The following is a 25,199-nucleotide window of genomic DNA, read 5'->3' as shown; positions in this document are numbered from 1 at the left end:
CCGCGCCGCGCCGTGTGGGTGTGTTGTGTTGGGGCCGGCCGGTCCGTAATACCTCGACGGTGACCGACTTCGCCAGGTTGCGCGGCTTGTCGACGTCGTGGCCGAGGGCGACCGCCGCGTAGTACGCGATGATCTGCAGCGGGATGGTCAGCAGGATCGGGTCCAGCTCGGCCTCGTTCTTCGGTACGACGATCTTCGCCGCGACCCCGTCCGGTACGTCGACGCCCGGGTGCGTGACGACGTACAGCGGGCCGGAGCGGGCGCCGATCTCGTGCAGCGCGCCGATGTTCCGGTCGAGCAGCTCGTCGTCGGGGACGATCGCGACGCTCGGGACGTCCGGCGAGATCAGCGCGAGCGGACCGTGCTTGAGCTCGGAGGTCTGGTACGCCTCGGCGTGCCGGTAGGAGATCTCCTTCAGCTTCTGCGCACCCTCGCGCGCTACCGGGTAGCCGCGGGTCCGGCCGACGAAGAACAGGCTCTCGTGCTGCGCGAGGCGGCCGGCGATCTTGGCCAGCTCCTCCTCCTGCGCGACGATCGCGGCGATGTCCTCGGGCAGCTTCTTCAGGCCGTCGATCAGCCGGCGGCCGTCGGCGGGGGAGACGTCGCGGATCCGGCCGAGGTGGATGCCGAGCATCGCGAACCCGACCGCCATGTTGGTCAGCGCCTTCGTCGACGCGACCGAGACCTCCGGGCCGGCGTGCAGGTACACACCGCCGTCGACCTCACGGGCGATGCTCGAGCCGACCGCGTTCACCAGGCCGATCACGCGACCGCCCTTGCGCTTCAGCTCCTGCACCGCGACCAGGGTGTCCAGAGTTTCACCGGACTGCGAGACCGCGACGTACAGCGTGTCCCGCTCGACGACCGGGTTGCGGTAGCGGAACTCCGACGCCGGCTCGGCGTCGGCGGGGATCCGGGCGACCTCCTCGATGAACTGCGCGCCCATCTGACCGGCGTAGTACGCCGAGCCGCAGCCGAGGATCTTGACCCGCTTGATTTCCCGGGCCTCGCGGGCGTCCATGTTCAGGCCGCCGAGGTGCACGGTGTGGAAGCGCTCGTCCAGACGGCCGCGGATCACCCGGCCGACGGCGTCCGGCTGCTCGTGGATCTCCTTCATCATGAAGTGCTCGTGCAGGCCGCGCTCGAACTCCTCGGCCTCCCACTCGACCGTCTTCGCGGTCTTGTTGGTCGGCGAGGCGTCCTGGGTGAAGGTGCGGTAGCCGTCGGCGCGGACGGTGGCGAGCTCGCCGTCGTCCAAGTAGACGACCTGGCGGGTGTAGCGGATCAGCGCGGCCGCGTCGGAGGCGACGTGCATCTCGCCGTCGCCGATGCCGAGGATCAGCGGGCTGCCGTTGCGGGCGACGACGATCCGGTCCGGGAAGTCCAGGTCGACGACCGCGATGCCGTACGTGCCCTCGATCCGGCGCAGGGCGGCCAGCACCTTCTCCTCGAGGGTGTCGCCGTCGGCCTGCTCGATCAGGTGCGCGAGCACCTCGGTGTCGGTCTCGGAGCGCAGCTTGACGCCGGTGTCCTCGAGCTGGGTGCGGATCGCTCCGGCGTTGTCGAAGATGCCGTTGTGTACGACGGCGATCCGCTCGTTGCCGCTGGCGTGCGGGTGGGCGTTGTCCTTGCTCGGACCGCCGTGGGTGGCCCATCGGGTGTGGCCGATGCCGAGCTTGCCGCCGAACCGCTTGGGCAGCGACGCCTCCAGCTCGCGGACCCGGCCGGCGTCCTTGTGCACCTTCAGCTCACTCGAGCCGAGGACGGCGACCCCGGCGGAGTCGTAGCCGCGGTACTCGAGCCGAGCCAGTCCGTCCACCAGGATGGGCGCGGCCGGCTTGGTGCCGACGTACCCGACGATTCCGCACATGGAGTGGTTGCCCCTTCGTAGGTTTTGCGGGAGGAGGCCCGTCAGCCGTAGACGATCCGTCGCAGCTGCCGGGCGGAGAGTTCGGGTGAGCGGACCGGCCAGTGCCGGAGCTCGGTGCCGAGGCGCGCGAAGATCTCGTCGTTGCGGGCGCCGTAGGTCTGCAGCTCACGGTGCCGGCGCCGGACGTACTCCTCGGTCGTCTCGGTGAAATAGGCCAGTACGTCGGCGACCACGCGCCGCGCGACATCCGCCGACAGTCCGGTCGTCCGGCTGACCTGATCGGCCAGCTCGTCGACCGGCTCCACGGCCGCCGCCTCACTGATCACGCGTCAACCATGCAGCGTTTCCCGGTCCATGGCAAAGGATCTGCCCGAAATCGGGCAAATTCCTTGCTTTGTCAGGATCTAGAACAGGCGCAGTGGTTAGAACAGGCGCAGCACGTCGGACTCCATGCCGCGGAGGACGTCGTAGTCGACCGTCAGGCACTCCAGGCCGCGGTCGGTGGCCAGGAACTGGGCCTGGGGCTTGATCAGCTGCGCGGCGAAGATCCCGCGGACCGGGGCGAGCAGCGGGTCGCGGTTGAGCAGCTCGACGTACCGGGTCAGCTGCTCGACGCCGTCGATCTCGCCGCGACGCTTGATCTCGACCGCGACGTGCTTGCCGTCGGCGTCCCGGAGCAGCAGGTCGACCGGGCCGATCGCGGTCGGGTACTCCCGGCGTACCAGCGTCCAGCCCTCGCCGAAGGTGGTGACGTGCTCGGCGAGCAGTTCCTGCAAGTGCGCCTCGACGCCGTCCTTGATCAGCCCGGGGTCGGTCCCGAGCTCGTACGAGGTGTCGCTGTGCACCTCCTCGAGCGTGATCCGGAGCTCCTCACCCGCCTTGTTGGTGACGCTCCAGACCCCCTCTTCCTCCGTCAGCTTGCACGGCGGCGACATCCAGTTCAGCGGCTTGTACGACCCGCCGTCGGCGTGGATCAGCACCGACCCGTCCGCCTTCACCATCAGCAGCCGCGGCGCCATCGGCAAATGAGCCGTCAGCCGCCCCGAGTAGTCGACAGAACACGTAGCAATCACCAAGCGCACGAGAAAGCACCGTAGTGCACGGACCGGGGGGAGTGGGAGGGTGGTGAGCATGATGCCGAAGGTGAGCGAGCGGGCGATCGCCGAGTACGACGCGGTCGCGGCGGGGCTGGAGTCGGCCGGCGTGGTGCGGGGAAGCATGTTCGGCATGCCCTGTCTCAAGGTCGGCAAGAAGGTGCTCGCCGGGATGTTCGGCGACGCGATGACGTTCAAACTCCCGCCCGCGGCGCGCGAACAGGCGCTCGCGCTGCCGGGTGTCGAGCAGTTCGATCCCGGCATGGGCCGGCCGATGAAGGAGTGGGTGAAGATCCCGCTCGCCCAGTCGGCGGTCTGGCCCGACTACGCCGCCGACGCGCTGGAGTACGTCGCGAAATGAACCTCATGTGCCCGGCCCGGATCCTGCTGCTGCCCGGAGACGTTCAGGACGCGGCCGTCGCGGAACGGATCGCCCAGGTGTACGCCGGACCGTTCGAGGCGGCCGCCGGTTCGCGCCTGGCGGAGAGCCTCGGCGTACGGTTGACCGTCGTTCCCGAGCTCACCCAGCGCCCGGACGCGGAGCTGCAGTCGATCGCGGACCTGCACCGCGGCGAGACGGTCGTCGTCCTCGGCCTGAACCTCGGCTTCAAACTCCCGGCGATCGTCGAGCACACCGGCGACGGCTGGACCCGGGTCCCTTCGGACAACGAGGTCACGCTCGCGGCGTACGAGCGGGCCGCGGACAAGTTCCGCGCCACGATCGCGGAGGATCCCAACAACGACCTGATCGACCTGCTCGCCGCCCGGATCGCCCCGGGAGCGCGCGTACTGGAGCTCGGCAGCGGGACGGGCCGCGACGCCGCGGAACTGGAGCGCCGCGGGTACGTCGTCCGCCGGACCGACGCGGCACAGGCGTTCGTCGACATGATGCGCGCGGACGGGTACGCCGCCGATCGGTTGGACGCGATCACCGACAACTACGGCGGCCCGTACGACGCGGTGTACTCCAGCGCGGTGTTCCTGCACTTCGACCGGGCGCAACTTACCGACGTACTGCGGAGGTCCGCGCGGGCGACGAAGGTGCTCGCCTTCGCCACCCGCGAGGGCAAGGGGGAGGAGTGGTCGAACCGGCACCTCGATCTGCCCCGGCACTTCGTCCTGTGGCAGGAGGAACCCTTGCGTGAGCTGCTGACCGCGACCGGCTGGACGGTCGAGCGCCTGGAGCGCAGCGACTCCCGGATCGGCACCTGGTTCCAGGTCCTGGCGGTGCGCTCGTGATCCGGGCCGGCGTGGTGCTGCTGTCCGCGGCCGGGATCGCGGCGATCGAGCGGGTGCGCGAGGGCCGGACGTACCACGTGCTGCCCGGCGGCCAGGTCGAGGACGGGGAGAGCCCGGCCGAGGCCGCGCGGCGCGAGACACACGAGGAGCTCGGGCTGCTGGTGAAGATCCGCGGCGAGGTCGCGGTCGTGCACTTCGGTGACAGCACGCAGCACTACTTCCTCGCCGAGCACATCGGCGGCGAGTTCGGCGCTGGCGAAGGCCCCGAGATGGGCAGCCCGGCCGACTCCGAGCGAGGCAGCTACCGCGCGGTGTGGTTGCCGCTGACCGGGCTCGCCGAGCGGGACCTCAAACCCGGCCCGATCGCGGCCGCGCTGGAGGCCGCGCCGGATCCGCTCTGGCTCCTGGAGGGCTGGATGGAGACGCCGGTCGTGTACGACGAGACGGTGTGAGCTTGACCTCCCGGTGACCCAACTCATGGGCGGACCAGTACCGGGACTGGCATAGTGCACAGCATGGCTCGGGAATTGACGACTGTGGGTGTGGTGGGTCTCGGCACGATGGGCGCCGGGATCGCCGAGGTGTTCGCGCGCAACGGGCTGACCGTGGTCGGCGTCGAGCGTGACGAGGAAGCCGCGAGCCGCGGCCGGGGTCACATCCAGCACTCCACCGACCGGGCCGTGAAGCGCGGCAAGCTGTCCGTCGAGGACCAGCAGGCGCTGTTCGACCGGGTCACGTTCGCCACCTCGATGGAGGCGCTCGCGGACTGCGACCTGGTGATCGAGGCGGTCGTCGAGCGGCTCGAGCTGAAGCGCGAGATCTTCGGCGCGCTGGACAAGATCGTCCGCGAGGACGCGATCCTCGCCACCAACACCTCGTCGTTGTCGGTCACCGAGATCTCGGTCGCGACCCAGCGCCCGCGGCGCGTCGTCGGCATGCACTTCTTCAACCCGGCGCCGGTGCAGGAGTTCGTCGAGGTGATCAAGACCGTCGTCACCGAGCCGGACGTGGTCGAGGACGTGCAGGCGCTGGCCCGCCGTCTCGACAAGGTCCCGGTGGTCGCGGCCGACCGGGCGGGCTTCATCGCGAACGCCCTGCTCTTCGGGTACCTGAACCACGCGGTGTCCATGGTCGAGTCGAAGTACGCGACCCGGGAGGACGTCGACGCGGCGATGCGGCTCGGCTGCGGGTACCCGATGGGACCGCTGGCGCTGCTCGACCTGATCGGTCTGGACACGGCGTACGAGATCCTCGACACGATGTACAAGCAGGGTCGCAACCGGCTGCACGCGCCGGCGCCGATCCTGAAGCAGATGGTCACCGCCGGTCTACTCGGCCGGAAGACCGGACGCGGTTTCTACACCTACGAGTCGCCCGACTCGCCGGTCGTCGTGGACGACGAGCACACCCCGTTGGTCTCGGCTGACGGCCCGGCGACCCGCCCGATCCAGCAGGTCGGCGTGGTCGGCTCCGGCACGATGGCGGTCGGCATCGTCGAGGTCCTCGCCAAGGCGGGGTACGACGTCCTGTCCGTCGCCCGCGGCACCGAGAAGGTCGACAAGGTCCGCGCCGTCTTGGAGCGCTCGCTGGAGAAGGGCGTGCAGCGCGGCAAGCTCTCGTCGGAGGAGCGCGACGCGGCGTTGCGCCGGGTGACCGGTACGGCGAAGCTCGACGACCTCGCGAGTGTCGACCTGGTGATCGAGGCCGTGGTCGAGGAGCTCAGCGTCAAGCAGGCGCTGTTCGAGACGTTCGACGAGATCTGCAAGCCGGGCGCGATCCTCGCGACCACCACGTCCTCGCTGCCGGTGATCGATCTGGCGATGGCGACCAAGCGGCCGGCCGACGTGGTCGGGCTGCACTTCTTCAACCCGGCGCCGGTGATGCAGTTGGTCGAGGTGGTCAGCACCGTCAGCACCGCGCCCGAGGTCGCCGACACGGTGGCCGGCGTGGCTGTTGCCGCTGGCAAGCACCCGGTGCGCTGCGGCGACCGAGCCGGCTTCATCGTGAACGCGCTGTTGTTCCCTTACCTGAACGACGCGGTCCGGATGCTGGAGGCGCACTACGCCGGCGTCGACGACATCGACGCCGCGATGAAGCTCGGCTGCCGCCTGCCGATGGGTCCGTTCGCCCTGCTCGACGTGGTCGGCCTGGACGTCTCGCTCGCCATCCAGCGCACGCTGTACCTCGAGTTCCGCGAGCCCGGCTTCGCCCCGGCACCGCTGCTCGAACACCTCGTCACCGCCGGCTACCTCGGTCGCAAAACCGGCCGCGGTTTCCGCGACTACTCGAACTGAGCCGTTAGGCTGGCTCCGCCGAAAGGAGCCAGCGTGCCGGACGACCCGCAGCAGCACATCACCGAGGCCCTCGGCGGTGCGCCGCTCGCGCCCCTCACCGCGGTCGAACGGATCGAGCAGGAGCGCGTCCGCACTCTGATCCAGACGGTTGCCTCGTGCTACAACTCGCTCGTCGCCCGGGAGTCCGACGAGGCTCGTCGTACCGAGCTCGTCGAGCATCGCGACCGCGCGGACGACGCCTACCATCGCGTCTCCTCGATGTCGGCCGAGGAACGTGCTGAGGTCCTGGCCACCTACCCGGAGCTGCTGACCCGCTTGCGCGGCGACCTCGACGCATGATCGGTTTGACGGTGACCCCGGCCGAGGCCGAGGCGATCATCGAGCATCGTCAGCGGCAGCTCCGTCCGGCACGCCCTCCACGACGACCACCAGGCCAACGACCACGGGCGGTGGTGATCGGCGGTCAGGCCGGCGCCGCCAAGTCCACCATCCAGCAACTCCTCCAAGCCGCTCTCGGCAAGGACACTACGGCGTCGTACGACTTCGACGACAACGCTCTGGCCCACCCGCGGTACGACCAGCTGATGCGGTCCGGGAAGCTCGACAGACACCGCGACGTGCTCGAGTCGCTCCCGCCGCACCTCGGGCGGCTCTGCCTGGAGGCCTTGACCACCCGCGATCCGCAGTACGACGTGGTCGCGAGCACGTCGCTCGCCTGGGAAGCGGACGCCAAGAACTGGGCGGACGGCTTCGCGCGGCAGAACTACCGCGTCTCGGTCGTGTACGTCGCCACCAACGACGCGAACAGTCTGCTCAGCGTGGCGGAGCGGTACCAACGGGCGAAGGACGACACCGGTATCGGCCGGTGGGTGGCGCAGCGGCTGCACGACGCCGCCTATCACGGCGTACCCGAGACCGCGCACAAGCTCGAGTCGGAGGCGTACGTCGACGACATCTATGTCGTCGACCGGGACGGCAACGTGCTGTTCGAGAACCACCGGCAGGCCGACGGGACGATGGAGAAACCGCCGGGTGCCCGGCAGGCGATCAACGACGAGCGGAACCGGCCGCCGACACCGGCCGAGATGGCGCAGTTCCTCCAGACTCTCGAGTTCCTGCAGGGGCACGAGCCGGCGCTGGAGGAGCCGGTCGCGGCGATGGCCAGCGAGGCGCTGACCCGCGCGGCGGCGCGGCCGCGCCCCGAACAGCTGCAGCGCGACGCCGTGCCGATCGACGCCCGTCTGGCCGCGGTGCAGCATGTAGCGGGATCCGGGGTCGCCGCGGTCTCCGGGATCACGGCGCCATCGGGCGCGGACGGATCCCGCGGGCAGGACCGTGGCCGGCCAGACCCACGCCACACACTGGGACGCTGAGTGCGGACGACCTCCCTGGTGCTGACGCGCGCCGAAGCCCACGACCCCAGAATCCCCAGGACCGCCCACCACGAACTAGCTAGATTGACTCGGTGCCCACACTTACGGTCGAGGTTGGCGGCTCGTCGATCCAGACGCTCCTGGTCAGCGACGGTGCGCCGTCGCGCGAGGTTCGGCTGGAGGAGCACCGGGAGCTGCCGTGGCTGGTCGCCGCGCCGGGGTTGGTGGAGGGTGATCGGGTTGCTCGACGCGTTGCGCGGTCAGGAGATCGCGATCGACCGAGTGGTCCTGGGCGGCGGTCTGTTCCGCGCGTACCCCGAGATCGTCAGCGCCGTCCAGGCCGCCGCCGATCTCGAGGTGCTCGGTTCCCGGTGCGCACCGGAGTACAAGTCCGCCGCCTACCTCGGCCTGCAGCGGACACGCCTCTGACCGATGAGTGCTTGCTACGGCTCCATCTCGGCGTAGTCGCCGCAGGGGCCGCCGCCGATGGCTTCGGGGAGGACGGTCTCGCGGCGGTCGGGGCGGATCAGGGGGTTGTAGAAGGACGCGATCTCGACGCTGTCCTCGGGGATGTAGTGGAAGATCAGCGCGCGCCGGAAGCGGTCCGGCGTACTGTTCGGCTTCGAGCCGTGCACGACGCTGCCGTGGAAGAACAGCGCGTCGCCGGCGGCCATCTGGGTCTGGACGCGCTGCATGCCGTCCGGGATCGCGACCTCGAGGCCGGTGAACGATTCGCTCAGGTCGGCGGGCTCGGGGCAGAGCAACTCGGACTTGTGCGAGCCGGGTACGACGGCCAGGCCGCCGTTCGACGAGTCGACGTCGTCGATCGCGATCCAGGCGGCCAGGCAGGTCTCCGGATCGGCCCGGAGCGACATGTTGTCCTGGTGCAGGGCCTGCCCGCGGGCGCCCGGCGGCTTGAAGTAGAACATCGACTGGGCGCCGAGCGCCGGGCCGATCAGGGCCTGGACGACATCGAGGATCCGGTCGTCGAGCATCAGCTCGAGCGAGATCCGGCCGGCCTCGGTGTCGAGCCGCCGGTGCGGGTGCACGAAGCGCGGGTACTTCGCCAGCGGGTCGCCCTCCGGCACGTCGTCGATGGCGAGCGAGAGGTCGACGGCGACCTGGTCCATGAAGGCTTTCTTGACCTGCTCGACCTCGGCGGGCGTGAGCAGCTGCGGCACCTGGACGATCCCGTCCTGCCGGTACACATCTACGACTGTCATGTCTCCAGGATCTGTTGGCACGTGCGGTCCGGCGATAGCCTATTGAGCTGTGAACCTTCGATATCCTGCTGAGTCGCCGCATCCGGTGGTGCGCCGCCTGGATACCGGTGAGTTCGACGAAGGCCCTGAGTACGCCACGTTTCGGCGGCGCGGTACGACGGATTGGCTGCTGGTGCAGACGCTCGACGGCCGGGGACGATTCGGTCATGTCGCAGCCGAGCCCGGGACCGTCACACTGGTCCGGCCGGGGACCTTGCACGACTACGCCACGGTCGGCGACCGATGGCGGTTCCTGTATGCGCACCTGAACCCGAAACCGGACTGGCTGCCGCTGCTCGACTGGCCAGAAGTTGCCCCCGGCATCGTTCAGCTGCGGCCCGCCACCGCGACCTTCGACCGGATCGCCGAGCACCTGCGCGACGCCGTACGGCATCAGCACAGCGTGCTGCCGCAGGCCGAGCAGCTCAGCGCCAACTCGCTCGAGGCGGCGCTGCTCTGGTGCGACACCCAGAACCCGAAGGCCGTCCAGATCGACGACCGGCTGCTGCGCGCGATCGAGCTCGTCGACCAGGACCTGACCGCGAACCTCGACGTACCCCGGCTGGCGCGCGCCGTGAACCTGTCGGTGTCGCGGTTCGCGCACCTGTTCCGCGATCAGCTCGGCGTTAGCCCGCAACAGTTCGTCGAACGCCGCCGCCTGGACGCCGCCGCCCGCCTCCTCGAACTCACCAGCCGCTCGGTCGCCTCCGTCGCCGCCCAGGTCGGCTACGCGGACCCGCTCTACTTCGCCACCCGCTTCCGTCTACACACTGGATTAAGTCCCACGACGTACCGCCGAAGGTCTTAGTCTTCTCCGCATGAGAACGCGTGCTGTGGTGGGGCTGGCGGTACTGGCCGTCGTGGGGCTGGGGGCGTGTGCGCCGGAGGACGGCTCGTCCGCGGCGTCGACGCCGTCGGGGGCCGATGCCTGTGGCAAGGACAAACTGGCGGTCACGACCGCTGGGAAACTGACGGTCGGGACCGACAAACCGGCGTACGAACCGTGGTTCAGTGACAACGACCCGAGCAACGGCAAGGGGTACGAGTCGGCCGTCACCTACGCGGTGGCGAAGCAGCTCGGGTTCGAGCAGGCGGACGTGAAGTGGCAGACGGTGCAGTTCAACACCGCGTTCGCGCCCGGACCGAAGGCCTTCGACCTGGATGTGAACCAGGTCTCGATCTCCGAGGAGCGGCGCAAGGCCGTCGACTTCTCCTCCGGGTACTACGACGTCCGGCAGACCGTGATCACCACCGCGGGCAGCAAGATCGCGAACGCCAAGTCCGTCGGCGAGCTCGCCGGCGCCAAGCTTGGCGCCCAGGTCGGTACGACGAGTTACACGGCCCTGCGTGACCAGGTGAAACCGCAGCAGACGCCGGCCGTCTTCGACACCAACGATTTGGCGGTCCAGGCGCTGAAGAACAAGCAGATCGACGGCATCGTGGTGGATCTGCCGACCGCGTTCTACATGACCGGGGCGCAGCTCGACGACGGCAAGATCGTCGGTCAGCTGCCGTCGAGCGGGAAGGCCGAACAGTTCGGGTTCGTGCTCGCGAAGGGTTCGAAGCTGACCGGCTGCGTGACCGAGGCGGTCGACGCGCTCAAGGCCGACGGCACGCTGGCGAACCTGCAGAAGCAGTACCTCACCGAGTCGGGCGCACCCGAGCTCTCGTGAGCGAGCGAACTCTCCGGCCCGACAGCGGGCGCGGCGGCGGGTCCGGCAGCGGGCTCGGTAGCGATTGGCAGCCGTCCGCGCTGCAGTTGGAGCGGATCGCGTACCGCCGCGGGCAGGCCCGGCGATCGACCCTGATCGCCGTGGTGAGCTCGGTGGTGCTGCTCGCGCTGGTTGTCGTCGGCATCGGTTCGACGCCCGGCTGGCCGCGGGTCCGGGCGACGTTCTTCGACGTCCACCGCGGCTGGGAGGCGCTCCCGGTCGTTGCCCAGGGCCTCTGGCTGAACATCCGTGTGATGCTGGTCTGCGCGGTCCTGATCGTCGTCTTCGGCTTGACGCTGGCAGTCATGCGGACGTTGCGCGGGCCGATCTTCTTCCCGCTGCGGGTGTTCGCGGCGGCGTACACGGACGTGTTCCGCGGGCTGCCGTTGCTGCTGGTGATCTTCCTGCTCGGCTTCGGCGTACCGGCTCTGCAGTTGCGCGGCCTGCCGAACCAGGCGGTGATCTGGGGTGGCGCCGCGCTGGTGCTGACCTATTCGTCGTACGTCGCCGAGGTGTTCCGGGCCGGCATCGAGTCGGTGCATCCGTCGCAACGGGCAGCCGCGCGCTCGCTCGGGCTGTCCCATCGCCAGACGCTGCGCTTCGTCGTACTTCCGCAAGCGGTCCGGCGCGTGCTGCCGCCGCTGCTGAACGACTTCGTGAGTCTGCAGAAGGACTCGGGCCTGATCGCAGTGCTCGGCGTGATCGACGCGATCCGCGCCGCCCAGTTGGAGACGGCCGAGGACTTCAACTTCACGCCGTACGTCGTGGCCGGGCTGCTGTTCGTCGCGCTGACGATCCCGCTGACCCGGCTGACCGATTACGTCGCGCGCCGCCAAGGTTGGTACGGCGGGGGAGGTGGACCGGTGTGACCCTGCTCAGTCTCCGTGGAGTGCGCAAGTCGTACGGCGAGAACGTCGTACTGGACGGGTTCGACCTGGACGTCGAGGCGGGCGAGTGCGTCGTACTGATCGGCGCCTCGGGATCCGGGAAGTCGACGCTGCTGCGCTGTGTGAACCTACTTGAGACCGTGGACGACGGCGTCGTCGAGCTGGCCGGCGTGGACATCACGGATCCGCGGGCCGATGCGGACAAGGTACGGTCCGGGATCGGGATCGTGTTCCAGTCGTACAACCTGTTCCCGCACCTGACCGTGCTGGACAACATCACGCTCGCGCCGATCCGGGTGCATCGGGTACCGCGGGATGTCGCACGGGCCCGCGCGCTCCAGATGCTTGCGCGCGTCGGGCTCGCCGACAAGGCCGGCGCGAAACCCGACGAGCTCTCGGGCGGGCAGCAGCAACGCGCCGCGATCGCCCGGGCGATGGTCAACTCGCCGCAGCTGATGCTGCTCGACGAGGTCACGTCGGCGCTCGACCCGGAACTCGTCGGCGAGGTCCTCGACCTACTGCGCGAACTGAAGTCCGAGGGTATGACGATGCTGATCTGCACCCACGAGATGGCCTTCGCCCGCGAGGTCGCCGACCGGGTCTGCTTCCTGCACCACGGCCGCCCGCTGGAGATCGGCCCGCCCGCGCAGGTGCTGGAGACCCCGCGCGAGCCCCGCACCCGCGAGTTCCTCAGCCGCATCCGTCCCTGAGGACGGGCCCAGGTCAGCGGGACGACAAGTACGTGAGGACGGCCATCACCCGGCGGTTGTCGTCCTCGGACGGCGGCAGGTCGAGCTTGGCGAAGATGTTGTTGGTGTGCTTGCTGACCGCCTTCTCGGTGACGAACAGCGCACCGGCGATCGCGGCGTTCGAGCGTCCTTCGGCCATCAGCCCGAGGACCTCGGACTCCCGCGGGGTCAGCCGGCTGATCGGCGAGTCCCTGGTACTGCGCGCCAGGAGCTGACCGATCACGTCCGGGTCCATCGCCGTACCGCCGCCGGCCACCCGGCGAACGCCGTCCAGGAACTCGGCGACATTCGAGACGCGGTCCTTCAGCAGGTACCCGACGCCACCGCCACCCCCGGTGAGGAGCTCGCGCGCATAGAGCTGCTCGACGTACTGCGAAAGCACCAGGATCGGGAGGCCCGGGATCTGGCTGCGGGCCTCGATCGCGGCCCGCAGGCCCTCGTCGGTGAACGTCGGTGGCATCCGTACGTCGACCACCGCAACGTCCGGCCGGTGCTCCACCAGTGCGGGCACCAGCCGGGGCCCGTTGTCGACCGCCTCGACGACCTCGAAGTCGTGCGCCTCCAGCAGGCGGATCAGGCCGTCCCTGAGGAGGGCGTTGTCTTCAGCGATGAGGACTCGCAAGGCAGCTCCATGATCACGGTGGTCGGCCCGGCGCTCGGGCTCACCACGGTCAACGTACCGTCGAAGGCGGCCAGCCGCCGCTCGATACCGTACAGACCGCCACCGGGCTTCACGAGCGCACCTCCCACCCCGTCGTCGCCGACGATCATGTGCAGCTTCTCGTCCTCGTGGGTGATCTGGATCCAGGCGTTCGTGGCGGCCGAGTACTTGACCGCGTTGGCGAGACACTCGGCGACCGCGAAGTACGCCGCGGACTCCACCGGCGCCGCCGGCCGGCCCGGTACGTCGAAGGTGACGTCGACCTTGAACGGGCAGGTCAGCGCGAGCGCCTTGACCGCCCCCTCCAGCCCGCGGTCGGCGAGCACCGGCGGGTGGATCCCGCGGACCAGGTCACGCAGCTCGGACAGAGCCGTACTTGCGGACTCCCGGGCCTCGGTGAGCAGCGCCGCGGCCTGGGCCGGGTCGCGGGCCACCATCTCCTCGGCCATGCCGAGGTTCATGCTCAGGGCGGCCAGGCGGGCCTGGGCGCCGTCGTGCAGGTCGCGCTCGATCCGGCGCAGTTCGGCCGCCTGGGTGTCGACGGTCTCGGCGCGGGACTCGGCCAGCTCGCGGACCCGCATCGCCAGCTTGGCGCTCTCGGTCGGGCCGAGCAGCGAGCGGGCCAGGAAAGCGTTCGCCTTGAGCAGCCGCTCGCCGGCCGCCGTCCAGATCAGGAACGCGATCAGCGCAACCGGCATCAGCAGGAAGCTGGTCCAGAAGTTCACCGTGAACAGGCCGCCGAACGGCTCGGTGAACACCCCCTCGGGGGTGACGCCGACGAGCAGCGGGTAGACCAGGTAGAACGCCATCGCGAAGAACAGCACCGCGCTCAGCAGGCAGAGCGTGAACCCGAAGACCGCGTTCACCAGCAGCCAGACGATGTCCCGCCAGGTCTGCGGGTCGGTCATGATCGTCCGGATCCGCATCAGCGTGCCGGGCAGCGGGGGCTTCTTGTACGGCCGCGGGATGCGCTCGCCGAGGAAGCCGGCCAGCATCGTGCGGTGGCAGTTCGCGAACCAGCGGGTCGCCGGGACGAACACCAGCAGCATCGGGATCCCGACCCAGACCACGATCAGCGGCACGGCCACCACGGACAGCACGAAGAAGGCGATCCCGATCTCGGCCAGGATCGCGAGGAACAGCGCGACCCACGGCTGGGCGAGCTTCGGGTACCGCATCGGTGGCGGTGCCTCGGTGACGGCGACGGTGGTCATGCGTCCATCATGACCGAGCGTGAGGCCCGGGGCAGTGGAGTTATCCCCCCTTTGTCCCGGGCGCTGACCCCCGGTGGATCCGGGTGGTAGCACTCGTGTGTCGCGCCGTTATGCGATCGAGACTTGATGCTGTACGTTGGCCGCGGCTGTACGCCCAGGCCTCCCACCGCACCCGAGACGAGGACCCTGATGGCTCAGCCGATCGCGTCACCTGTTGCTACCCGCCGCTCCGATTTCTCCCCGCTGTTGCGCGAGATCAAGGCTGCCGGACTACTGGAGCGCCGGACCGCGGCCTACGCGATGGCGATCGGTATCAACGTGACTCTGATGGCGATCACCTGGGCCGCGATCGCCGCGATCGGGGCCTCCTGGTGGGTGGTCCTGCTCGCCCTGCCGCTCGGGATCCTGACCACCCGGGCGGCGTTCTTCGGGCACGACGCCGGTCACCAGCAGATCGCCAGTTCGCGCCGGCTGCACGACTGGGTCGGCATGCTGCACGGCAACCTCCTGCTCGGTATGAGCTACGCCTGGTGGAACGACAAGCACAACCGCCACCACGCGAACCCGAACCACACCGACAAGGACCCGGACGTCGGCGAGGGCGTACTGGTCTGGACCCTCGAGCAGGCATCCGGCCGCAAGGGTCTCGAAGGCTGGCTGACCCGCAACCAGGCGCGGATCTTCTTCCCGCTGCTCACGCTGGAAGGCTTCAACCTCAAGGTCTCGAGCATCCGGTTCCTGCTCGCCCGGCGCCGCGAGCAGCGCGTCGAGCTCGGCCTGATGGCCGCCCACCTGGTGCTGTACTTCACCGCGCTGTTCCTGATCCTGTCGCCGGGCCAGGCGCTGGTGTTCGCGGTCGTGCACCACATGATCTTCGGGCTGCACCTCGGCAGTGTGTTCGCGCCGAACCACAAGGGCATGGAGATGCCCGAGGCCGACAGCAACTGGGGGCACCTGGAGAAGCAGGTGCTGACCTCCCGCAACGTGAACGGCGGTCTGGTGACCGACTGGATGATGGGCGGGCTCAACTACCAGATCGAGCACCACCTCTTCCCGAGCATGCCGCGCGCCAACCTTCGCTTCGCCCAGCCGATCGTCCGGGCGTACTGCGAGAAGATCGGAATGCCCTACGTTTCAACGGGTTTGATCGATTCGTACCGAATGGGGTTGCGCCATATGCACGCGGTCGGTGAGGAACTTCGAAGCAATGCCTGACAACCCCTAGGCGACTCAGTCGCACCTCGGTTACGGTCTCCCCTCTCGGGGCCGCCCACCTTCGTGAGGAGACCTTCCATGACAGCACTGATGCCGCGCCTCCGGCGCGGCGGGTCACGCGGCTGTGACTCCCGGCCTTCCCTCGTCGCTCCAGTCGCTTCGCTCCCTGCGCTCCTCAGTCCAGGCCGGGAGGCCCCATGACCGTGTGGACGGCGCTCGCGTCGCCGCGGTACCTGATTTCGTCGTGGCCGTGGCGGAGCTACGCGTATCTCTTCACGTCGGTGCCGATGGGTGCGGCGTCGATCGCGGTGCTGGTGGGACTGGCTGCGTTGAGCGCGGTGCTGAGCCCGATCCTGATCGGGATCCTGATGCTGACCGCGTTCCCGCTGATCGGCGCCGCCATCGGGTGGGCGGAGCGACGGCGCGCCGGGATGATGCTGGTGGACGGCATCAGCAGCCCGCACGCGGCACTGCCGATCGGGCTGCCGCTCCGGCAACGCCTCACGTTCCGCCGCCGCGAGCAGGCGTCGATGCGGGCGCTCGGGTACGGCTTCGTGCTCGGGGTGTTTGTCTGGCCGCTGAGCGCCTTGTTCGCGGGAATCAGCGCGACCGTCCTGCTGACGACGCTCGCGGCGCCGGTGATCGCCGACGGCGACGAGATGGGGATGGGGCCGTGGACGCTGAACACGGCGCGGGAGGGACTTGTCTTCCTGGTGTTGTTCGGGCCGGTGTTCTACGCGGTCAGTTCGTACCTGCTCGGCGTCCTCGCGGGCGCCGAGGCCTCACTCGCGAAGGCGATGCTCGGACCGCGTCAGGAAGAGCTGCAGCGCAACTTGGCCGAGCTGCGACGTTCCCGGCTCGATCTGGTCGACGCGTTCGAGACGGAGCGCGCGCGGATCGAGCGGCACCTGCACGACGGCGTACAGCAGCGGCTTGTCGGGCTCACGATGACGCTCGGGCTGGCGGAGCTGGATCTGCCGGAGGGCGAGGGACGGCGCATGGTGGTGAAGGCGCACGCCGAGGCCGAGGCGGCACTGGCCGATCTGCGCGCTGCCGTGCGGGGCATCCATCCACGGGTGCTGATCGATCACGGGCTGGAGGCCGCCGTCCGGGAGGTCGCTGACCGGATGCCGCTTCCGGTGACGGTGCAGCTGACCGTTCCGGCGCGACTGCCTGCGCCGATCGAGGCCGCGGCGTACTTCGTCGTGAGTGAGGCGCTCGCGAACGTCGCCAAGCACGCGCAGGCGTCGCAGTGCGAGGTCTCGGGGTGGGTCGATCGGGAGCGGCTCGTCATCACCGTGCAGGACGACGGCATCGGCGGCGCGACACTGGGTGCGGGAACCGGTCTGACCGGGCTGGTGACGCGATTGGACGCGTTGGGAGGCACACTCGACGTCGACAGCCCACCCGGTGGGCCGACCCGACTGAGGATGGAGTGCCCGTGCCGACTCGGCGACTGAGTATCGTGCTCGCGGAAGACTCGCTGCTGCTGCGCGAGGGACTGGCGAGCATCCTGGATCGCGCCGGGCACGACGTACGGGACTCCGTCGGGGACGCGGACACGCTGCTCGCGGTGGTCCGCAAGGAGCCGCCGGACGTGGTGATCACCGATGTCCGGATGCCGCCCGGGCACAGTGACGAAGGGCTCCGGGCCGCGGCCGCGATCCGCGCCGAGCAGCCGGCGATCGGGATCCTGGTGCTGTCCCAGTACGTCGCCGACGCGTACCTCTCGTCGTTGCTGGAGACAACGACCGGCGGGATCGGGTACCTGCTGAAGGACCGGGTCGGGCACGTGACCGAGTTCCTCGAGTCGCTGGACCGGGTCGCCGACGGCGGCACGGTGGTGGACCCCGAGGTGGTGCGCCAGCTGCTCGCGCGGCGCCGTAACGACGGTCCACTCGCGGCGCTCACGCCCCGCGAACTCGAGGTGCTCGCGTTGATGGCGGAGGGTCGGGTGAACGGGTCGATCGCGGAACAATTGGTGGTGAGCGAGGCGGCCGTTCGCAAGCACGTCGGCAACATCTTCGCGAAGCTGCGGCTGGACGACGGGCGGGACCGGCGCGTGTCCGCCGTACTGACTTATCTGAGAGGTTGATCATGGACGAGGCGATCCGGAAGATCCTGGCCGAGTGCGAGACGTGGGCCGTGGTCGGGTTGTCGAACAACACCGACCGGGCCGCGTACGGCGTGGCGCGGTTCCTGCAGGGTCACGGGAAGCGGATCGTGCCGGTGCACCCGTCCGCTGAGACGGTGCACGGCGAGAAGGGGTACGCCGCCCTCGCGGACATCCCGTTCGCGGTCGACTGTGTGGACGTGTTCGTCCGCTCCGACCTGGCCGGCGACATCGCGGACCAGGCGGTGGGCATCAACGCGAAGGCGGTGTGGTTCCAGCTCGATGTCGTGGATCAGGACGCCTACACGCGAACGACGGCCGCAGGTCTGACGATGGTGATGGACCACTGCCCAGCGATCGAGTGGGGCCGTCTCGGACCGACCGGGTAAGCACCCCGAACGGCCACCACCAGTGCACGGTCTAGTTCAGGTATCCCTCGACCGTGTCGGCCGACCGGGACTGCGCGTCGTCGGGGTTCTCGCCGAACTCCCGCTTGGCGCGGCGCTGCCGGAGCAGGTCCCAGCACTGGTCCAGCTCGACCTCGAGGGCCTTGAGCCGGTCCTTCTCGTCGGCGTTGTCGACCTGCCCGCCCGCGTGCTTGGTCCGGAGCTCATGCTCCTCGGCGACCAGGTCGTCGATCCGGCTGAAGATGCTCTTGTCGTCGCTCATGGGGACACGCTACGCCCGTCCGGAAGCTTCGACCGTGACAGCAACTCGGTGAGGACCAGGATGGCGATGGCTTCCGCGGCGACCAGTCCGATCAGTACGACGAGTTGCAGCGCGGCCGCCTGGGTCGGGGAGGCGCCGCCGAGCACCATGCCGACGAACGCGCCGGGTAGCGTGACCAGCCCGACGGTCCGGGTCTGATCGAGCGCCGGCAGCAGCGCGTCACCTGCGACCGGTCCGGCGACGAGTTTGAACGCGTCAGGCTGCAGCAGCCCGATCGACAGTCCGGCCTCGAACTCGCCGTACCGGGTCTGGTACTCGCTCAGCACGCGGCGGCCGGCGAGGGTGGTGGCGGTCATCGCGCCGCCGACGATGATCCCGCCCATCGGCAGGATGCTCGCCGGGTTCCGCGGCACGACCCCGGGCACGATCAGCAGCAGCAGGACCGTGAACGCTCCGGTCCCGATCGCGGCCGCGCAGTACGCCCACTGGCCCGGGATGGCGGCGGTCTGGTGGAGCCGCCGCGTGCTCGTCACGGTCGCGACCACGAACATGAGCAGGACGAACGCGATCGCGCCGGCGGTGTACCGCAACGCCACCCCGACGACGGCACCGACAGCCGCCAGCTGCACGACCGCACGCAACGCCGCGGTGACGATCCCCTTGTCGTGCCGGAGCCCCGCGTAGTGCGACGCTCCGACCCCGATCGCGATCAGCAACGGCAGGACGACGACAGCGGCCCAGCCGAGCCCGGTGTGGAACGACATCGGTGCTTACTTGAAGTCCGCCTCGTCGTACGTCAGCCCGCCGCCCGATCCGCTCTCCACCTTGGCCGCCTCGTCGGCGCGCAGCTCGACCCGGCGGATCTTCCCGGAGATCGTCTTCGGCAGCTCCGCGAACTCGATCCGCCGGATCCGCTTGTACGGCGCCAGGTGCTCGCGGCAGAACGCCAGGATCTCCCCGGCTAGTTCCCGCGACGGTTCGTGACCGGCCGCGAGGACGACGTACGCCTTGGGTACGGCGAGCCGCACCGGGTCCGGCGACGGGACGACGGCTGCCTCGGCGACCGCCGGGTGCTCGATCAGGACCGACTCGAGTTCGAACGGGGAGATCCGGTAGTCACTCGCCTTGAACACGTCGTCCGAGCGCCCGACGTACGTGATGTAGCCGTCCTCGTCGCGGCTCGCGACGTCACCGGTGTGGTAGTACCCGTTCCGCATCACCTCGTCGGTGAGCTCCTGCGCGTCGCGGTAGCCGCGCATCAGCGGGACCGGCGCCGGGGCGAGCTCGATGCAGATCTCGCCGTCGTCACCGATCTCGTCGGTCGACGGGTCGATCAGCGCGATGCTGTACCCCGGCAGCGGGCGGCCCATCGAACCGAGCTTCACCGGCTGCCCCGGCGGGTTGCCGATCTGGGCCGTCGTCTCGGTCTGGCCGTACCCGTCGCGGATGGTGATGTTCCACGCGGTTCGGACCTGCTCGATCACCTCGGGGTTCAGCGGTTCACCGGCCGAGATGCACTCCCGGATCCGGACCTCGACCGCGGACAGGTCGGCCTGGATCAGCATCCGCCAGACCGTCGGCGGAGCGCAGAACGTGGTCACGCCGTACTGCTGGAGGACCTTCAGCATCTTGTCGGCGTTGAAGCGGGTGTAGTTGTACAGGAAGACGGTCGCGCCCGCGTTCCACGGGGCGAACACGTTGCTCCAGGAGTGCTTCGCCCAGCCGGGTGACGACACGTTCAGGTGGACGTCGCCGGGCTGCAGGCCGATCCAGTACATCGTCGAGAGGTGCCCCAGCGGGTAGCTGACCTGCGTGTGCTCGACGAGCTTCGGCTGACTCGTCGTCCCCGAGGTGAAGTAGAGCAGCAGCGAGTCGTCGGCTGCCGTGTCGACCTCTGGTACGTCGCCGTCATACGACTCGGCGTCGGCGTAGTGCAGCCAGCCTTCGGCCGGTTCACCGACCGCGACACGGATGCAGTGGTCCGCGATCCCGGCGTACCGGGGTGCGTCGGCCCCGCTGGTGACGACCGCGCGGACGTTGCCGCGGGAGATGCGGTCGGCGAGGTCGGCGTCGGTCAGCAGGGTGGTCGCCGGGATCATCACGGCGCCGGCCCGGATACAGCCGAGCATGGTCTCCCACAGCTCGACCTGGTTGCCCAGCACGATCAGCACGCGGTCGCCCGGTTTCAGACCCGCCGTCGTGAGCCAGCCGGCCACCTTGCGGGACCGCTGGGCCATCTCGGCGTACGTCCGGGAGTTCACCTCGCCGTCCTCCTCGACGATGGTCAGCGCGGACACCTCGGGCTGCTCGACCGCGAGCGCGTCGAACCAGTCCCGTGCCCAGTTGAACCGCTCGAACGCCGGCCAACTGAAGTCCCGGTACGCCGTCTCGTAGTCGTCCCGGTGCGCGACCAGGAAGTCACGCGCCGCCCGGAACTCCCGCGTCACGTCCGAGGTGCTCTGCTCCGTGCTGTCCGATGAGCTCATGCCCGCATCTTTGCCCAGCCACTACCGATCGGTAAACCGGCCACTCCGGCCCGCAGCGTCACAGTCAGCGTCACAGTGCGAGGACGGCGCCCGTGACGACCAGCGGGGTGAGGATCAGGCCCCGCCAGAGGAACGACCACCAGGTGATGTCCACGCGGGCGGCGTCGCAGCGGGCTCGCCAGAGGAGGGTCGCGAGGGAGCCCCAGAGCGTGAGGAGGCAGCCGCAGTTGACGCCGATGAGCAGCGCGAGCATGCGGTGTGGTGAGTTCTGGGCGACCGGCTCCATGGCGAGGTACGCCGGGAGGTTGTCGAACAGATTGGCGCCGACCGCCGCGGTGAAGCTGAGGCGCAGGTCGGACGTCGTACCGGCGATCCGGCGCAGCAGATCCTCCAGACCGTGGGCACTGAGGAAGCCGACCACGGTGAACAGCACGATCACGGTGATGACCAGCTTGTACGGGATCAGTGACCACCGCAGCGCGCTGCGCCGCCGGATCGCGAACAGGACGACCAGGACGATCGCACCGATACTCGCCGGAATCGCGACCTCGACACCCGACACGAAGGCAGGCCCCAGCAGTACGCAGACACCCGCCGATCCCCAGAACAGCACCTTGTCCTCGACCGCCGGTGTCGGCGGCATCCGGTAGGTGCGATTCAGGTCGCGAGCGAAGAGCGCCGCGAGGACGGCGACGGTGATGACGATCGCGGCGATCGCCGGGCGCCAGCTGACCGAGATGTAGCTGACGTCGAACTGGCGGAACGGGTGCTGGGCGAGCAGGTTCGTCAGGTTCGAGACCGGTAGCAGGAGTGACGCCGTACCGGCCAGCCAGACCGTCGTGAAAGCGAACAGCTTCGGCGGGATGTCCAGCTGCCGGGCCATCGACAGGACGACGGGGGTGAGCAGCACCGCACAGGTGTCGAGGGACAGCACGATCGTCAGACCGGTGGCGAGCGCGACGACCAGGAGCCACAGCCGCCAGACCCGGCCGCGGGCGAGATGGGCGGCCTCTCGCGCCGCGACGTCGAACACCTTGGCCTGGTCGGCCAGCTCGGCGATCACGGTCACGGCGATCAGGAACACCAGCACCGGGGCGATCCGCTCGAACAATTCACGACCTCCCGGGTGCCGGTTTGAGTACGCTTGCCAGGTGCCGGACCAGTATGACCACGAACTGCCGGAGAGCTACCCGGCGGAGTACGAGGCGGACGTCGTCCTGCGGGACGGCGCGACCGCGCACCTGCGCCCGATCACACCGGCCGACGCCGGGCTGCTGGTCGCGTTCTACGCCCGGGTGTCCGAACAGTCGAAGTACTACCGCTTCTTCGCCCCGTACCCGCAACTGTCCGAGCGTGATGTGGCGCGGTTCACGCAGGTCGACTACAGCGACCGCTCCGCGCTGATCGTCACGGTCGGCGACGAGATGATCGGCGTCGGCCGGTACGAGCGCACCGGCCGCGGGACGGCGGAGGTCGCGTTCCTGATCGAGGACGCGCACCAGGGGCGCGGTCTGGGCCAGTTGCTGCTCGAGCACCTGGCGCAGGCGGCCCGGGAGCACGGCATCCACCGGTTCGTCGCCGAGGTGCTGCCGGACAACCGGAAGATGATCACGGTCTTCACCGAGGCCGGGTACAAGGTCGCCCGGGAGTTCGAGGACGGCGTGATCATGGTCGAGTTCGACATCGCGCCCACCGACACCTCGTTCGGCGTGATGCAGGCCCGCGAGCAGCGCTCCGAGGCGCTCTCGATCGCGCGGCTGCTGTCGCCGGCGTCGGTCGCGGTGATCGGCGCCAGCCGGCGCGAGGGCACGATCGGCAACGCGCTGCTGCGCAACCTCCGCGACGGTGGCTTCCCGGGCCGGTTGTACGCCGTGAACACCGACACCAAAGCTGACGAGATCGAGGGCGTTCCGGCGTACCCGACGATCCGGGAGGTCGACGACACGGTCGACCTGGCCGTGGTTGCGGTGAAGGCGGAGATGGTCGCGGACGTGGTCCTGGACTGCGCCGCGAAGGGTGTCCGGGGGCTGGTCGTGGTGTCCAGCGGGTTCGCCGAGATCGGCGACGAGGGCCGGAAACGGCAGCGGTACCTCGTGGGTCTGGCGCGCTCGTACGGGATGCGGGTGATCGGGCCGAACGCGCTCGGGCTGATCAACACCGCCACCGGGGTGTCGCTGAACGCCACGCTCTCGCCGCTGATGCCGAGCAAGGGGCGGGTCGCGTTCTTCTGCCAGTCCGGCGCGCTCGGCGTACCGATCCTGGCGGACATGGTCGGTCGTGGCCTGGGGCTGTCGAGTTTCGTCTCGGCCGGCAACCGGGCGGACGTGTCCGGCAACGACCTGATGCAGTTCTGGTACTCCGACGAGGCGACCGAGGTCGTCCTGCTCTACCTGGAGTCGCTCGGCAACCCGCGGAAGTTCAGTCGGGTGTCGCGGCGGCTGGCCGGGCGGAAGCCGGTGATCGCGCTGAAGTCCGGACGGGCCACGCAGGGCGTCCCGGTCGGGCAGTTGGTCCGGCGCAGCCAGTTGCCGCCCGCAACCATCGAGTCGATGTTCCGGCAGAGCGGCCTGATCGGGGTGGACACCACCGGCGAGCTGTTCGACGTCGCACAGTTGCTCGCGCACCAGCCGCTGCCGAAGGGCCGCCGGGTGGCGATCGTCTCGAACTCGGACGCGCTGACGCTGCTCGCCCTCGACACGATGGCGGGCTGCGGCCTCGACGTGGCCGGCGAGCCGCGGAACCTGAGCGCGGACGCGACCGCGTCGGACTTCGGCCTCGCGCTGTCCGAGGTGTTCGCTGACGAGAAGGTGCACTCGGTCGTCGTGATCTACACGCCGCCGGTGCAGTCCAGCGGGGGTGAGATCGCCCAGGTGCTGGCCGCGGCGGCCGCCGGTTCGGACAAGCCGGTGGTGTCGACGTTCCTCGCCTCGCGCAGCGTGCCCGAGGAACTGCAGGTCCCGGACGAGGACGGCGGCGCGGCCCGTGGCTCGATCCCGTCCTTCCTCAACCCGCAGTACGCCGTCGGCGCCCTCGCGAAGGCCACGCAGTACGCCGAGTGGCGGCGCCGCTCGGACAGCCGGATCCCGGACCTGCCGAACGTGGACACCGCCGGGGGAGAGGACTTCGTCGCGGAGTTCCTGCAGCGGCACCCGTCCGGCGCGGACCTGGACGACGCCGACAAGCAGCGGCTGCTCGGCTTCTACGACATCTCGGTGCTGCCGGCGTTCCCGGTGCTCAGCGCCGACGAGGCGGTCGACCGGGCCGCGGATCTCGGGTTCGAGGTCATCCTGAAGGCGACCGCGGAGCAGTGGCGGATGCGCCCGGATCTCGCCGACATCTGGCGGCACATCCACGACGAGGACGACATGCGGGCCGCGTGGGCGGAGATGACGCGGACGTTCGGTGTCGCGTCGGACCCGGGGCGCGCGCAGTTCGTCGTACAGAAGATGGCGCCGCCGGGGGTGCCGGTGGTGATCTCGACGATCGAGGACGTGTCGTTCGGGCCGGTGGTGACGTTCGGTCTCTCCGGGGTCGCGACGGACCTGCTGGGCGATCGGTCGTACCGGATGCCGCCGTTGACCACGCGGGACGCCGCGGAGATGGTGCGCGAGGTGAAGGCGGCGCCGCTGCTGTACGGCTACCGCGGGTCGGACCCGGTCGACATCTCCGCGATCGAGGACCTGCTGCACCGGGTGTCCCGGCTGACGCTCGACTTGGAGGAAGTCGTGCGACTGGACCTCCGCTCGGTTCTGGTCGCGGCCGAGGGCGCCACCGTCCTCGACACGCGGATCCGGATCGCGCCCAACGAGAAGCCCCGCCAGGACATGCCGGCCCGCCGCCTCACCTGACCCGCGTGTAGACGCTGTTCTCGCGCTGCAGCAGCCGCGCGTCGACGAGTTCGCGACGGAGCGCGGCGTGGTCGGGATGCCAGCGGTTCAGGATCTCGTTGACCTCGGGCTCCGGATAGTCGCGGCCCACCTCGAAGCCCTGCACGACGTACTCGAGCACGATCCGCAGCTTCTCCGGGAACGTCGGGAAGTGCGTCAGCCGCCCGTCCCGGATGAATCCCTTGAGTACGGCGTCGCGCGCCGGATCCGGATCGAGCGGCACCCACTCCGGCCGGCTCTCGCGGACGGCGTCCTTGAACGCGCCCTCGTCCGCGCTGAACCCGTCCCGGCTCGCCTCGATCAGCCCGCCCTTGGTCAGCCGCTGCAACGCCTTCACCACGACCGGCGCCGGCAGCCCGGTGCTCCCGGCAACCTGCTCGGGAGTGGTGGCGCCGAGGACGATCGCGGAGTACGTCCGCAACCTCGACGGTTCGGCCAGCAGACCACAGAGCTGATCGGCGTTCATGCGTTTCA

At 69.5% G+C, this 25,199-nt stretch carries 27 protein-coding genes; 16 read left to right on the top strand and 11 right to left on the bottom strand.

Annotated elements, in window-relative coordinates; genetic code table 11:
• The 3 genes from glmS to nucS form a co-directional block, all read right to left on the bottom strand.
• On the bottom strand, positions 1 to 1,870 hold a 1,870-nt coding region (gene glmS, locus ACWGID_RS29220; protein ID WP_452201888.1), incomplete at its 3' end, for a glutamine--fructose-6-phosphate transaminase (isomerizing).
• Positions 1,871 to 1,911: 41 nt separating this feature from the next.
• Positions 1,912 to 2,196, bottom strand: coding sequence for a hypothetical protein (locus ACWGID_RS29215; protein ID WP_238151128.1), 285 nt, complete (start codon positions 2,194 to 2,196; stop codon positions 1,912 to 1,914).
• Between the two features lie 96 nt (positions 2,197 to 2,292).
• Entirely contained in the window at positions 2,293 to 2,952 is a 660-nt protein-coding gene (nucS, locus tag ACWGID_RS29210; RefSeq protein WP_452201885.1) for an endonuclease NucS, read from the bottom strand.
• A gap of 49 nt (positions 2,953 to 3,001) precedes the next feature.
• Between nucS and ACWGID_RS29205 the strand changes: the two genes are divergently transcribed.
• From ACWGID_RS29205 to ACWGID_RS29175, 7 genes are all read left to right on the top strand, one after another.
• Positions 3,002 to 3,325 carry a hypothetical protein gene (locus ACWGID_RS29205; RefSeq protein ID WP_452201883.1) on the top strand — a complete coding sequence of 108 codons (324 nt, stop codon included), beginning with the start codon at positions 3,002 to 3,004 and terminating at the stop codon, positions 3,323 to 3,325.
• A complete protein-coding gene (locus tag ACWGID_RS29200; protein WP_452201881.1) occupies positions 3,322 to 4,203 on the top strand; it encodes a class I SAM-dependent methyltransferase in 882 nt (293 codons plus the stop codon). Before ACWGID_RS29205 ends, ACWGID_RS29200 begins: the two co-directional genes overlap by 4 nt.
• On the top strand, positions 4,200 to 4,655 hold the full coding sequence (locus ACWGID_RS29195) for an NUDIX domain-containing protein (RefSeq protein WP_452201880.1): 456 nt from the start codon (positions 4,200 to 4,202) through the stop codon (positions 4,653 to 4,655). The genes ACWGID_RS29200 and ACWGID_RS29195 overlap by 4 nt, the downstream gene beginning before the upstream one ends.
• Before the next feature lie 63 nt (positions 4,656 to 4,718).
• Entirely contained in the window at positions 4,719 to 6,497 is a 1,779-nt protein-coding gene (locus ACWGID_RS29190) for a 3-hydroxyacyl-CoA dehydrogenase family protein (protein ID WP_452201878.1), read from the top strand.
• Between the two features lie 33 nt (positions 6,498 to 6,530).
• A complete protein-coding gene (locus ACWGID_RS29185; protein WP_452201876.1) occupies positions 6,531 to 6,836 on the top strand; it encodes a hypothetical protein in 306 nt (101 codons plus the stop codon).
• Positions 6,833 to 7,870, top strand: coding sequence for a zeta toxin family protein (locus ACWGID_RS29180; protein ID WP_452201875.1), 1,038 nt, complete (start codon positions 6,833 to 6,835; stop codon positions 7,868 to 7,870). Before ACWGID_RS29185 ends, ACWGID_RS29180 begins: the two co-directional genes overlap by 4 nt.
• Before the next feature lie 231 nt (positions 7,871 to 8,101).
• Positions 8,102 to 8,299 carry a hypothetical protein gene (locus ACWGID_RS29175; protein ID WP_452201873.1) on the top strand — a complete coding sequence of 66 codons (198 nt, stop codon included), beginning with the start codon at positions 8,102 to 8,104 and terminating at the stop codon, positions 8,297 to 8,299.
• Positions 8,300 to 8,313: 14 nt separating this feature from the next.
• Here the strand turns inward: ACWGID_RS29175 and ACWGID_RS29170 are convergent, their stop codons facing one another.
• A complete protein-coding gene (locus ACWGID_RS29170) occupies positions 8,314 to 9,093 on the bottom strand; it encodes a phytanoyl-CoA dioxygenase family protein (RefSeq protein ID WP_452201871.1) in 780 nt (259 codons plus the stop codon).
• A 49-nt stretch (positions 9,094 to 9,142) separates the two neighbouring features.
• Between ACWGID_RS29170 and ACWGID_RS29165 the strand changes: the two genes are divergently transcribed.
• The 4 genes from ACWGID_RS29165 to ACWGID_RS29150 are packed head-to-tail and all read left to right on the top strand — an operon-like array spanning position 9,143 to position 12,441.
• On the top strand, positions 9,143 to 9,940 hold the full coding sequence (locus ACWGID_RS29165) for a helix-turn-helix domain-containing protein (protein WP_452201869.1): 798 nt from the start codon (positions 9,143 to 9,145) through the stop codon (positions 9,938 to 9,940).
• Between the two features lie 10 nt (positions 9,941 to 9,950).
• Entirely contained in the window at positions 9,951 to 10,805 is an 855-nt protein-coding gene (locus tag ACWGID_RS29160; protein ID WP_452201867.1) for an ABC transporter substrate-binding protein, read from the top strand.
• Positions 10,802 to 11,713, top strand: a complete 912-nt coding sequence (locus ACWGID_RS29155; RefSeq protein ID WP_452201865.1) for an amino acid ABC transporter permease — start codon at positions 10,802 to 10,804, stop codon at positions 11,711 to 11,713. The genes ACWGID_RS29160 and ACWGID_RS29155 overlap by 4 nt, the downstream gene beginning before the upstream one ends.
• Positions 11,710 to 12,441 carry an amino acid ABC transporter ATP-binding protein gene (locus tag ACWGID_RS29150; protein ID WP_452201863.1) on the top strand — a complete coding sequence of 244 codons (732 nt, stop codon included), beginning with the start codon at positions 11,710 to 11,712 and terminating at the stop codon, positions 12,439 to 12,441. The genes ACWGID_RS29155 and ACWGID_RS29150 overlap by 4 nt, the downstream gene beginning before the upstream one ends.
• 13 nt (positions 12,442 to 12,454) lie before the next feature.
• Here ACWGID_RS29150 and ACWGID_RS29145 read toward each other — a convergent pair whose 3' ends face one another.
• Both ACWGID_RS29145 and ACWGID_RS29140 read right to left on the bottom strand, forming a co-directional pair.
• A complete protein-coding gene (locus ACWGID_RS29145; RefSeq protein ID WP_452201861.1) occupies positions 12,455 to 13,102 on the bottom strand; it encodes a response regulator transcription factor in 648 nt (215 codons plus the stop codon).
• A complete protein-coding gene (locus ACWGID_RS29140; protein ID WP_452201859.1) occupies positions 13,054 to 14,355 on the bottom strand; it encodes a sensor histidine kinase in 1,302 nt (433 codons plus the stop codon). The genes ACWGID_RS29145 and ACWGID_RS29140 overlap by 49 nt, the downstream gene beginning before the upstream one ends.
• Before the next feature lie 189 nt (positions 14,356 to 14,544).
• Between ACWGID_RS29140 and ACWGID_RS29135 the strand changes: the two genes are divergently transcribed.
• The 4 genes from ACWGID_RS29135 (at position 14,545) to ACWGID_RS29120 (ending at position 18,072) form a co-directional block, all read left to right on the top strand.
• Positions 14,545 to 15,570 (top strand): fatty acid desaturase family protein, encoded by a 1,026-nt coding sequence (locus tag ACWGID_RS29135; protein WP_452201857.1) that lies wholly within the window; start codon positions 14,545 to 14,547, stop codon positions 15,568 to 15,570.
• 197 nt (positions 15,571 to 15,767) lie between these two features.
• Positions 15,768 to 17,030, top strand: coding sequence for a sensor histidine kinase (locus ACWGID_RS29130; protein WP_452201855.1), 1,263 nt, complete (start codon positions 15,768 to 15,770; stop codon positions 17,028 to 17,030).
• Positions 17,012 to 17,665, top strand: coding sequence for a response regulator (locus tag ACWGID_RS29125; RefSeq protein ID WP_452201854.1), 654 nt, complete (start codon positions 17,012 to 17,014; stop codon positions 17,663 to 17,665). Before ACWGID_RS29130 ends, ACWGID_RS29125 begins: the two co-directional genes overlap by 19 nt.
• A gap of 2 nt (positions 17,666 to 17,667) precedes the next feature.
• Positions 17,668 to 18,072, top strand: coding sequence for a CoA-binding protein (locus tag ACWGID_RS29120; protein ID WP_452201852.1), 405 nt, complete (start codon positions 17,668 to 17,670; stop codon positions 18,070 to 18,072).
• Between the two features lie 31 nt (positions 18,073 to 18,103).
• Here the strand turns inward: ACWGID_RS29120 and ACWGID_RS29115 are convergent, their stop codons facing one another.
• From ACWGID_RS29115 to ACWGID_RS29100, 4 genes are all read right to left on the bottom strand, one after another.
• Entirely contained in the window at positions 18,104 to 18,352 is a 249-nt protein-coding gene (locus tag ACWGID_RS29115; protein ID WP_452201850.1) for a DUF2630 family protein, read from the bottom strand.
• Positions 18,349 to 19,116 (bottom strand): ABC transporter permease, encoded by a 768-nt coding sequence (locus ACWGID_RS29110; RefSeq protein WP_452201847.1) that lies wholly within the window; start codon positions 19,114 to 19,116, stop codon positions 18,349 to 18,351. The genes ACWGID_RS29115 and ACWGID_RS29110 overlap by 4 nt, the downstream gene beginning before the upstream one ends.
• Before the next feature lie 6 nt (positions 19,117 to 19,122).
• Entirely contained in the window at positions 19,123 to 20,838 is a 1,716-nt protein-coding gene (locus ACWGID_RS29105) for an AMP-binding protein (protein WP_452201845.1), read from the bottom strand.
• 70 nt (positions 20,839 to 20,908) lie between these two features.
• The gene (locus tag ACWGID_RS29100; RefSeq protein WP_452201844.1) at positions 20,909 to 21,949 is read right to left on the bottom strand and encodes an SLC13 family permease; all 1,041 of its coding nucleotides are present in this window, start codon (positions 21,947 to 21,949) and stop codon (positions 20,909 to 20,911) included.
• A gap of 40 nt (positions 21,950 to 21,989) precedes the next feature.
• Between ACWGID_RS29100 and ACWGID_RS29095 the strand changes: the two genes are divergently transcribed.
• Positions 21,990 to 24,686: a bifunctional acetate--CoA ligase family protein/GNAT family N-acetyltransferase gene (locus ACWGID_RS29095; RefSeq protein WP_452201842.1), complete on the top strand. Its 2,697-nt coding sequence runs from the start codon at positions 21,990 to 21,992 to the stop codon at positions 24,684 to 24,686.
• On the opposite strand, the gene ACWGID_RS29090 is transcribed toward ACWGID_RS29095, so the two are convergent.
• Positions 24,679 to 25,191 carry a DUF2087 domain-containing protein gene (locus ACWGID_RS29090; RefSeq protein WP_452201840.1) on the bottom strand — a complete coding sequence of 171 codons (513 nt, stop codon included), beginning with the start codon at positions 25,189 to 25,191 and terminating at the stop codon, positions 24,679 to 24,681. The two genes, ACWGID_RS29095 and ACWGID_RS29090, sit on opposite strands and share 8 nt — an antisense overlap.
• Positions 25,192 to 25,199: the final 8 nt, after the last annotated feature.

This window comes from Kribbella sp. NPDC054772, from assembly GCF_053611945.1.
The sequence above is the reverse complement of the archived record's forward strand: the minus strand, read 5'-3'. Positions and strand labels throughout refer to the sequence as shown.

Excerpts from the sequence above, each read along its gene's own strand:
- ACWGID_RS29180 (WP_452201875.1), top strand. The coding sequence starts at position 6,833 with ATGATCGGTTTGACGGTGACCCCGGCCGAGGCCGAGGCGATCATCGAG.
- ACWGID_RS29170 (WP_452201871.1), bottom strand. The coding sequence starts at position 9,093 with ATGACAGTCGTAGATGTGTACCGGCAGGACGGGATCGTCCAGGTGCCG.
- ACWGID_RS29130 (WP_452201855.1), top strand. The coding sequence starts at position 15,768 with ATGACCGTGTGGACGGCGCTCGCGTCGCCGCGGTACCTGATTTCGTCG.
- ACWGID_RS29120 (WP_452201852.1), top strand. The coding sequence starts at position 17,668 with ATGGACGAGGCGATCCGGAAGATCCTGGCCGAGTGCGAGACGTGGGCC.
- ACWGID_RS29115 (WP_452201850.1), bottom strand. The coding sequence starts at position 18,352 with ATGAGCGACGACAAGAGCATCTTCAGCCGGATCGACGACCTGGTCGCC.
- ACWGID_RS29190 (WP_452201878.1), top strand. The coding sequence starts at position 4,719 with ATGGCTCGGGAATTGACGACTGTGGGTGTGGTGGGTCTCGGCACGATG.
- ACWGID_RS29140 (WP_452201859.1), bottom strand. The coding sequence starts at position 14,355 with ATGACCACCGTCGCCGTCACCGAGGCACCGCCACCGATGCGGTACCCG.
- ACWGID_RS29105 (WP_452201845.1), bottom strand. The coding sequence starts at position 20,838 with ATGAGCTCATCGGACAGCACGGAGCAGAGCACCTCGGACGTGACGCGG.
- ACWGID_RS29205 (WP_452201883.1), top strand. The coding sequence starts at position 3,002 with ATGATGCCGAAGGTGAGCGAGCGGGCGATCGCCGAGTACGACGCGGTC.
- ACWGID_RS29135 (WP_452201857.1), top strand. The coding sequence starts at position 14,545 with ATGGCTCAGCCGATCGCGTCACCTGTTGCTACCCGCCGCTCCGATTTC.
- ACWGID_RS29090 (WP_452201840.1), bottom strand. The coding sequence starts at position 25,191 with ATGAACGCCGATCAGCTCTGTGGTCTGCTGGCCGAACCGTCGAGGTTG.
- ACWGID_RS29200 (WP_452201881.1), top strand. The coding sequence starts at position 3,322 with ATGAACCTCATGTGCCCGGCCCGGATCCTGCTGCTGCCCGGAGACGTT.
- ACWGID_RS29110 (WP_452201847.1), bottom strand. The coding sequence starts at position 19,116 with ATGTCGTTCCACACCGGGCTCGGCTGGGCCGCTGTCGTCGTCCTGCCG.
- ACWGID_RS29160 (WP_452201867.1), top strand. The coding sequence starts at position 9,951 with ATGAGAACGCGTGCTGTGGTGGGGCTGGCGGTACTGGCCGTCGTGGGG.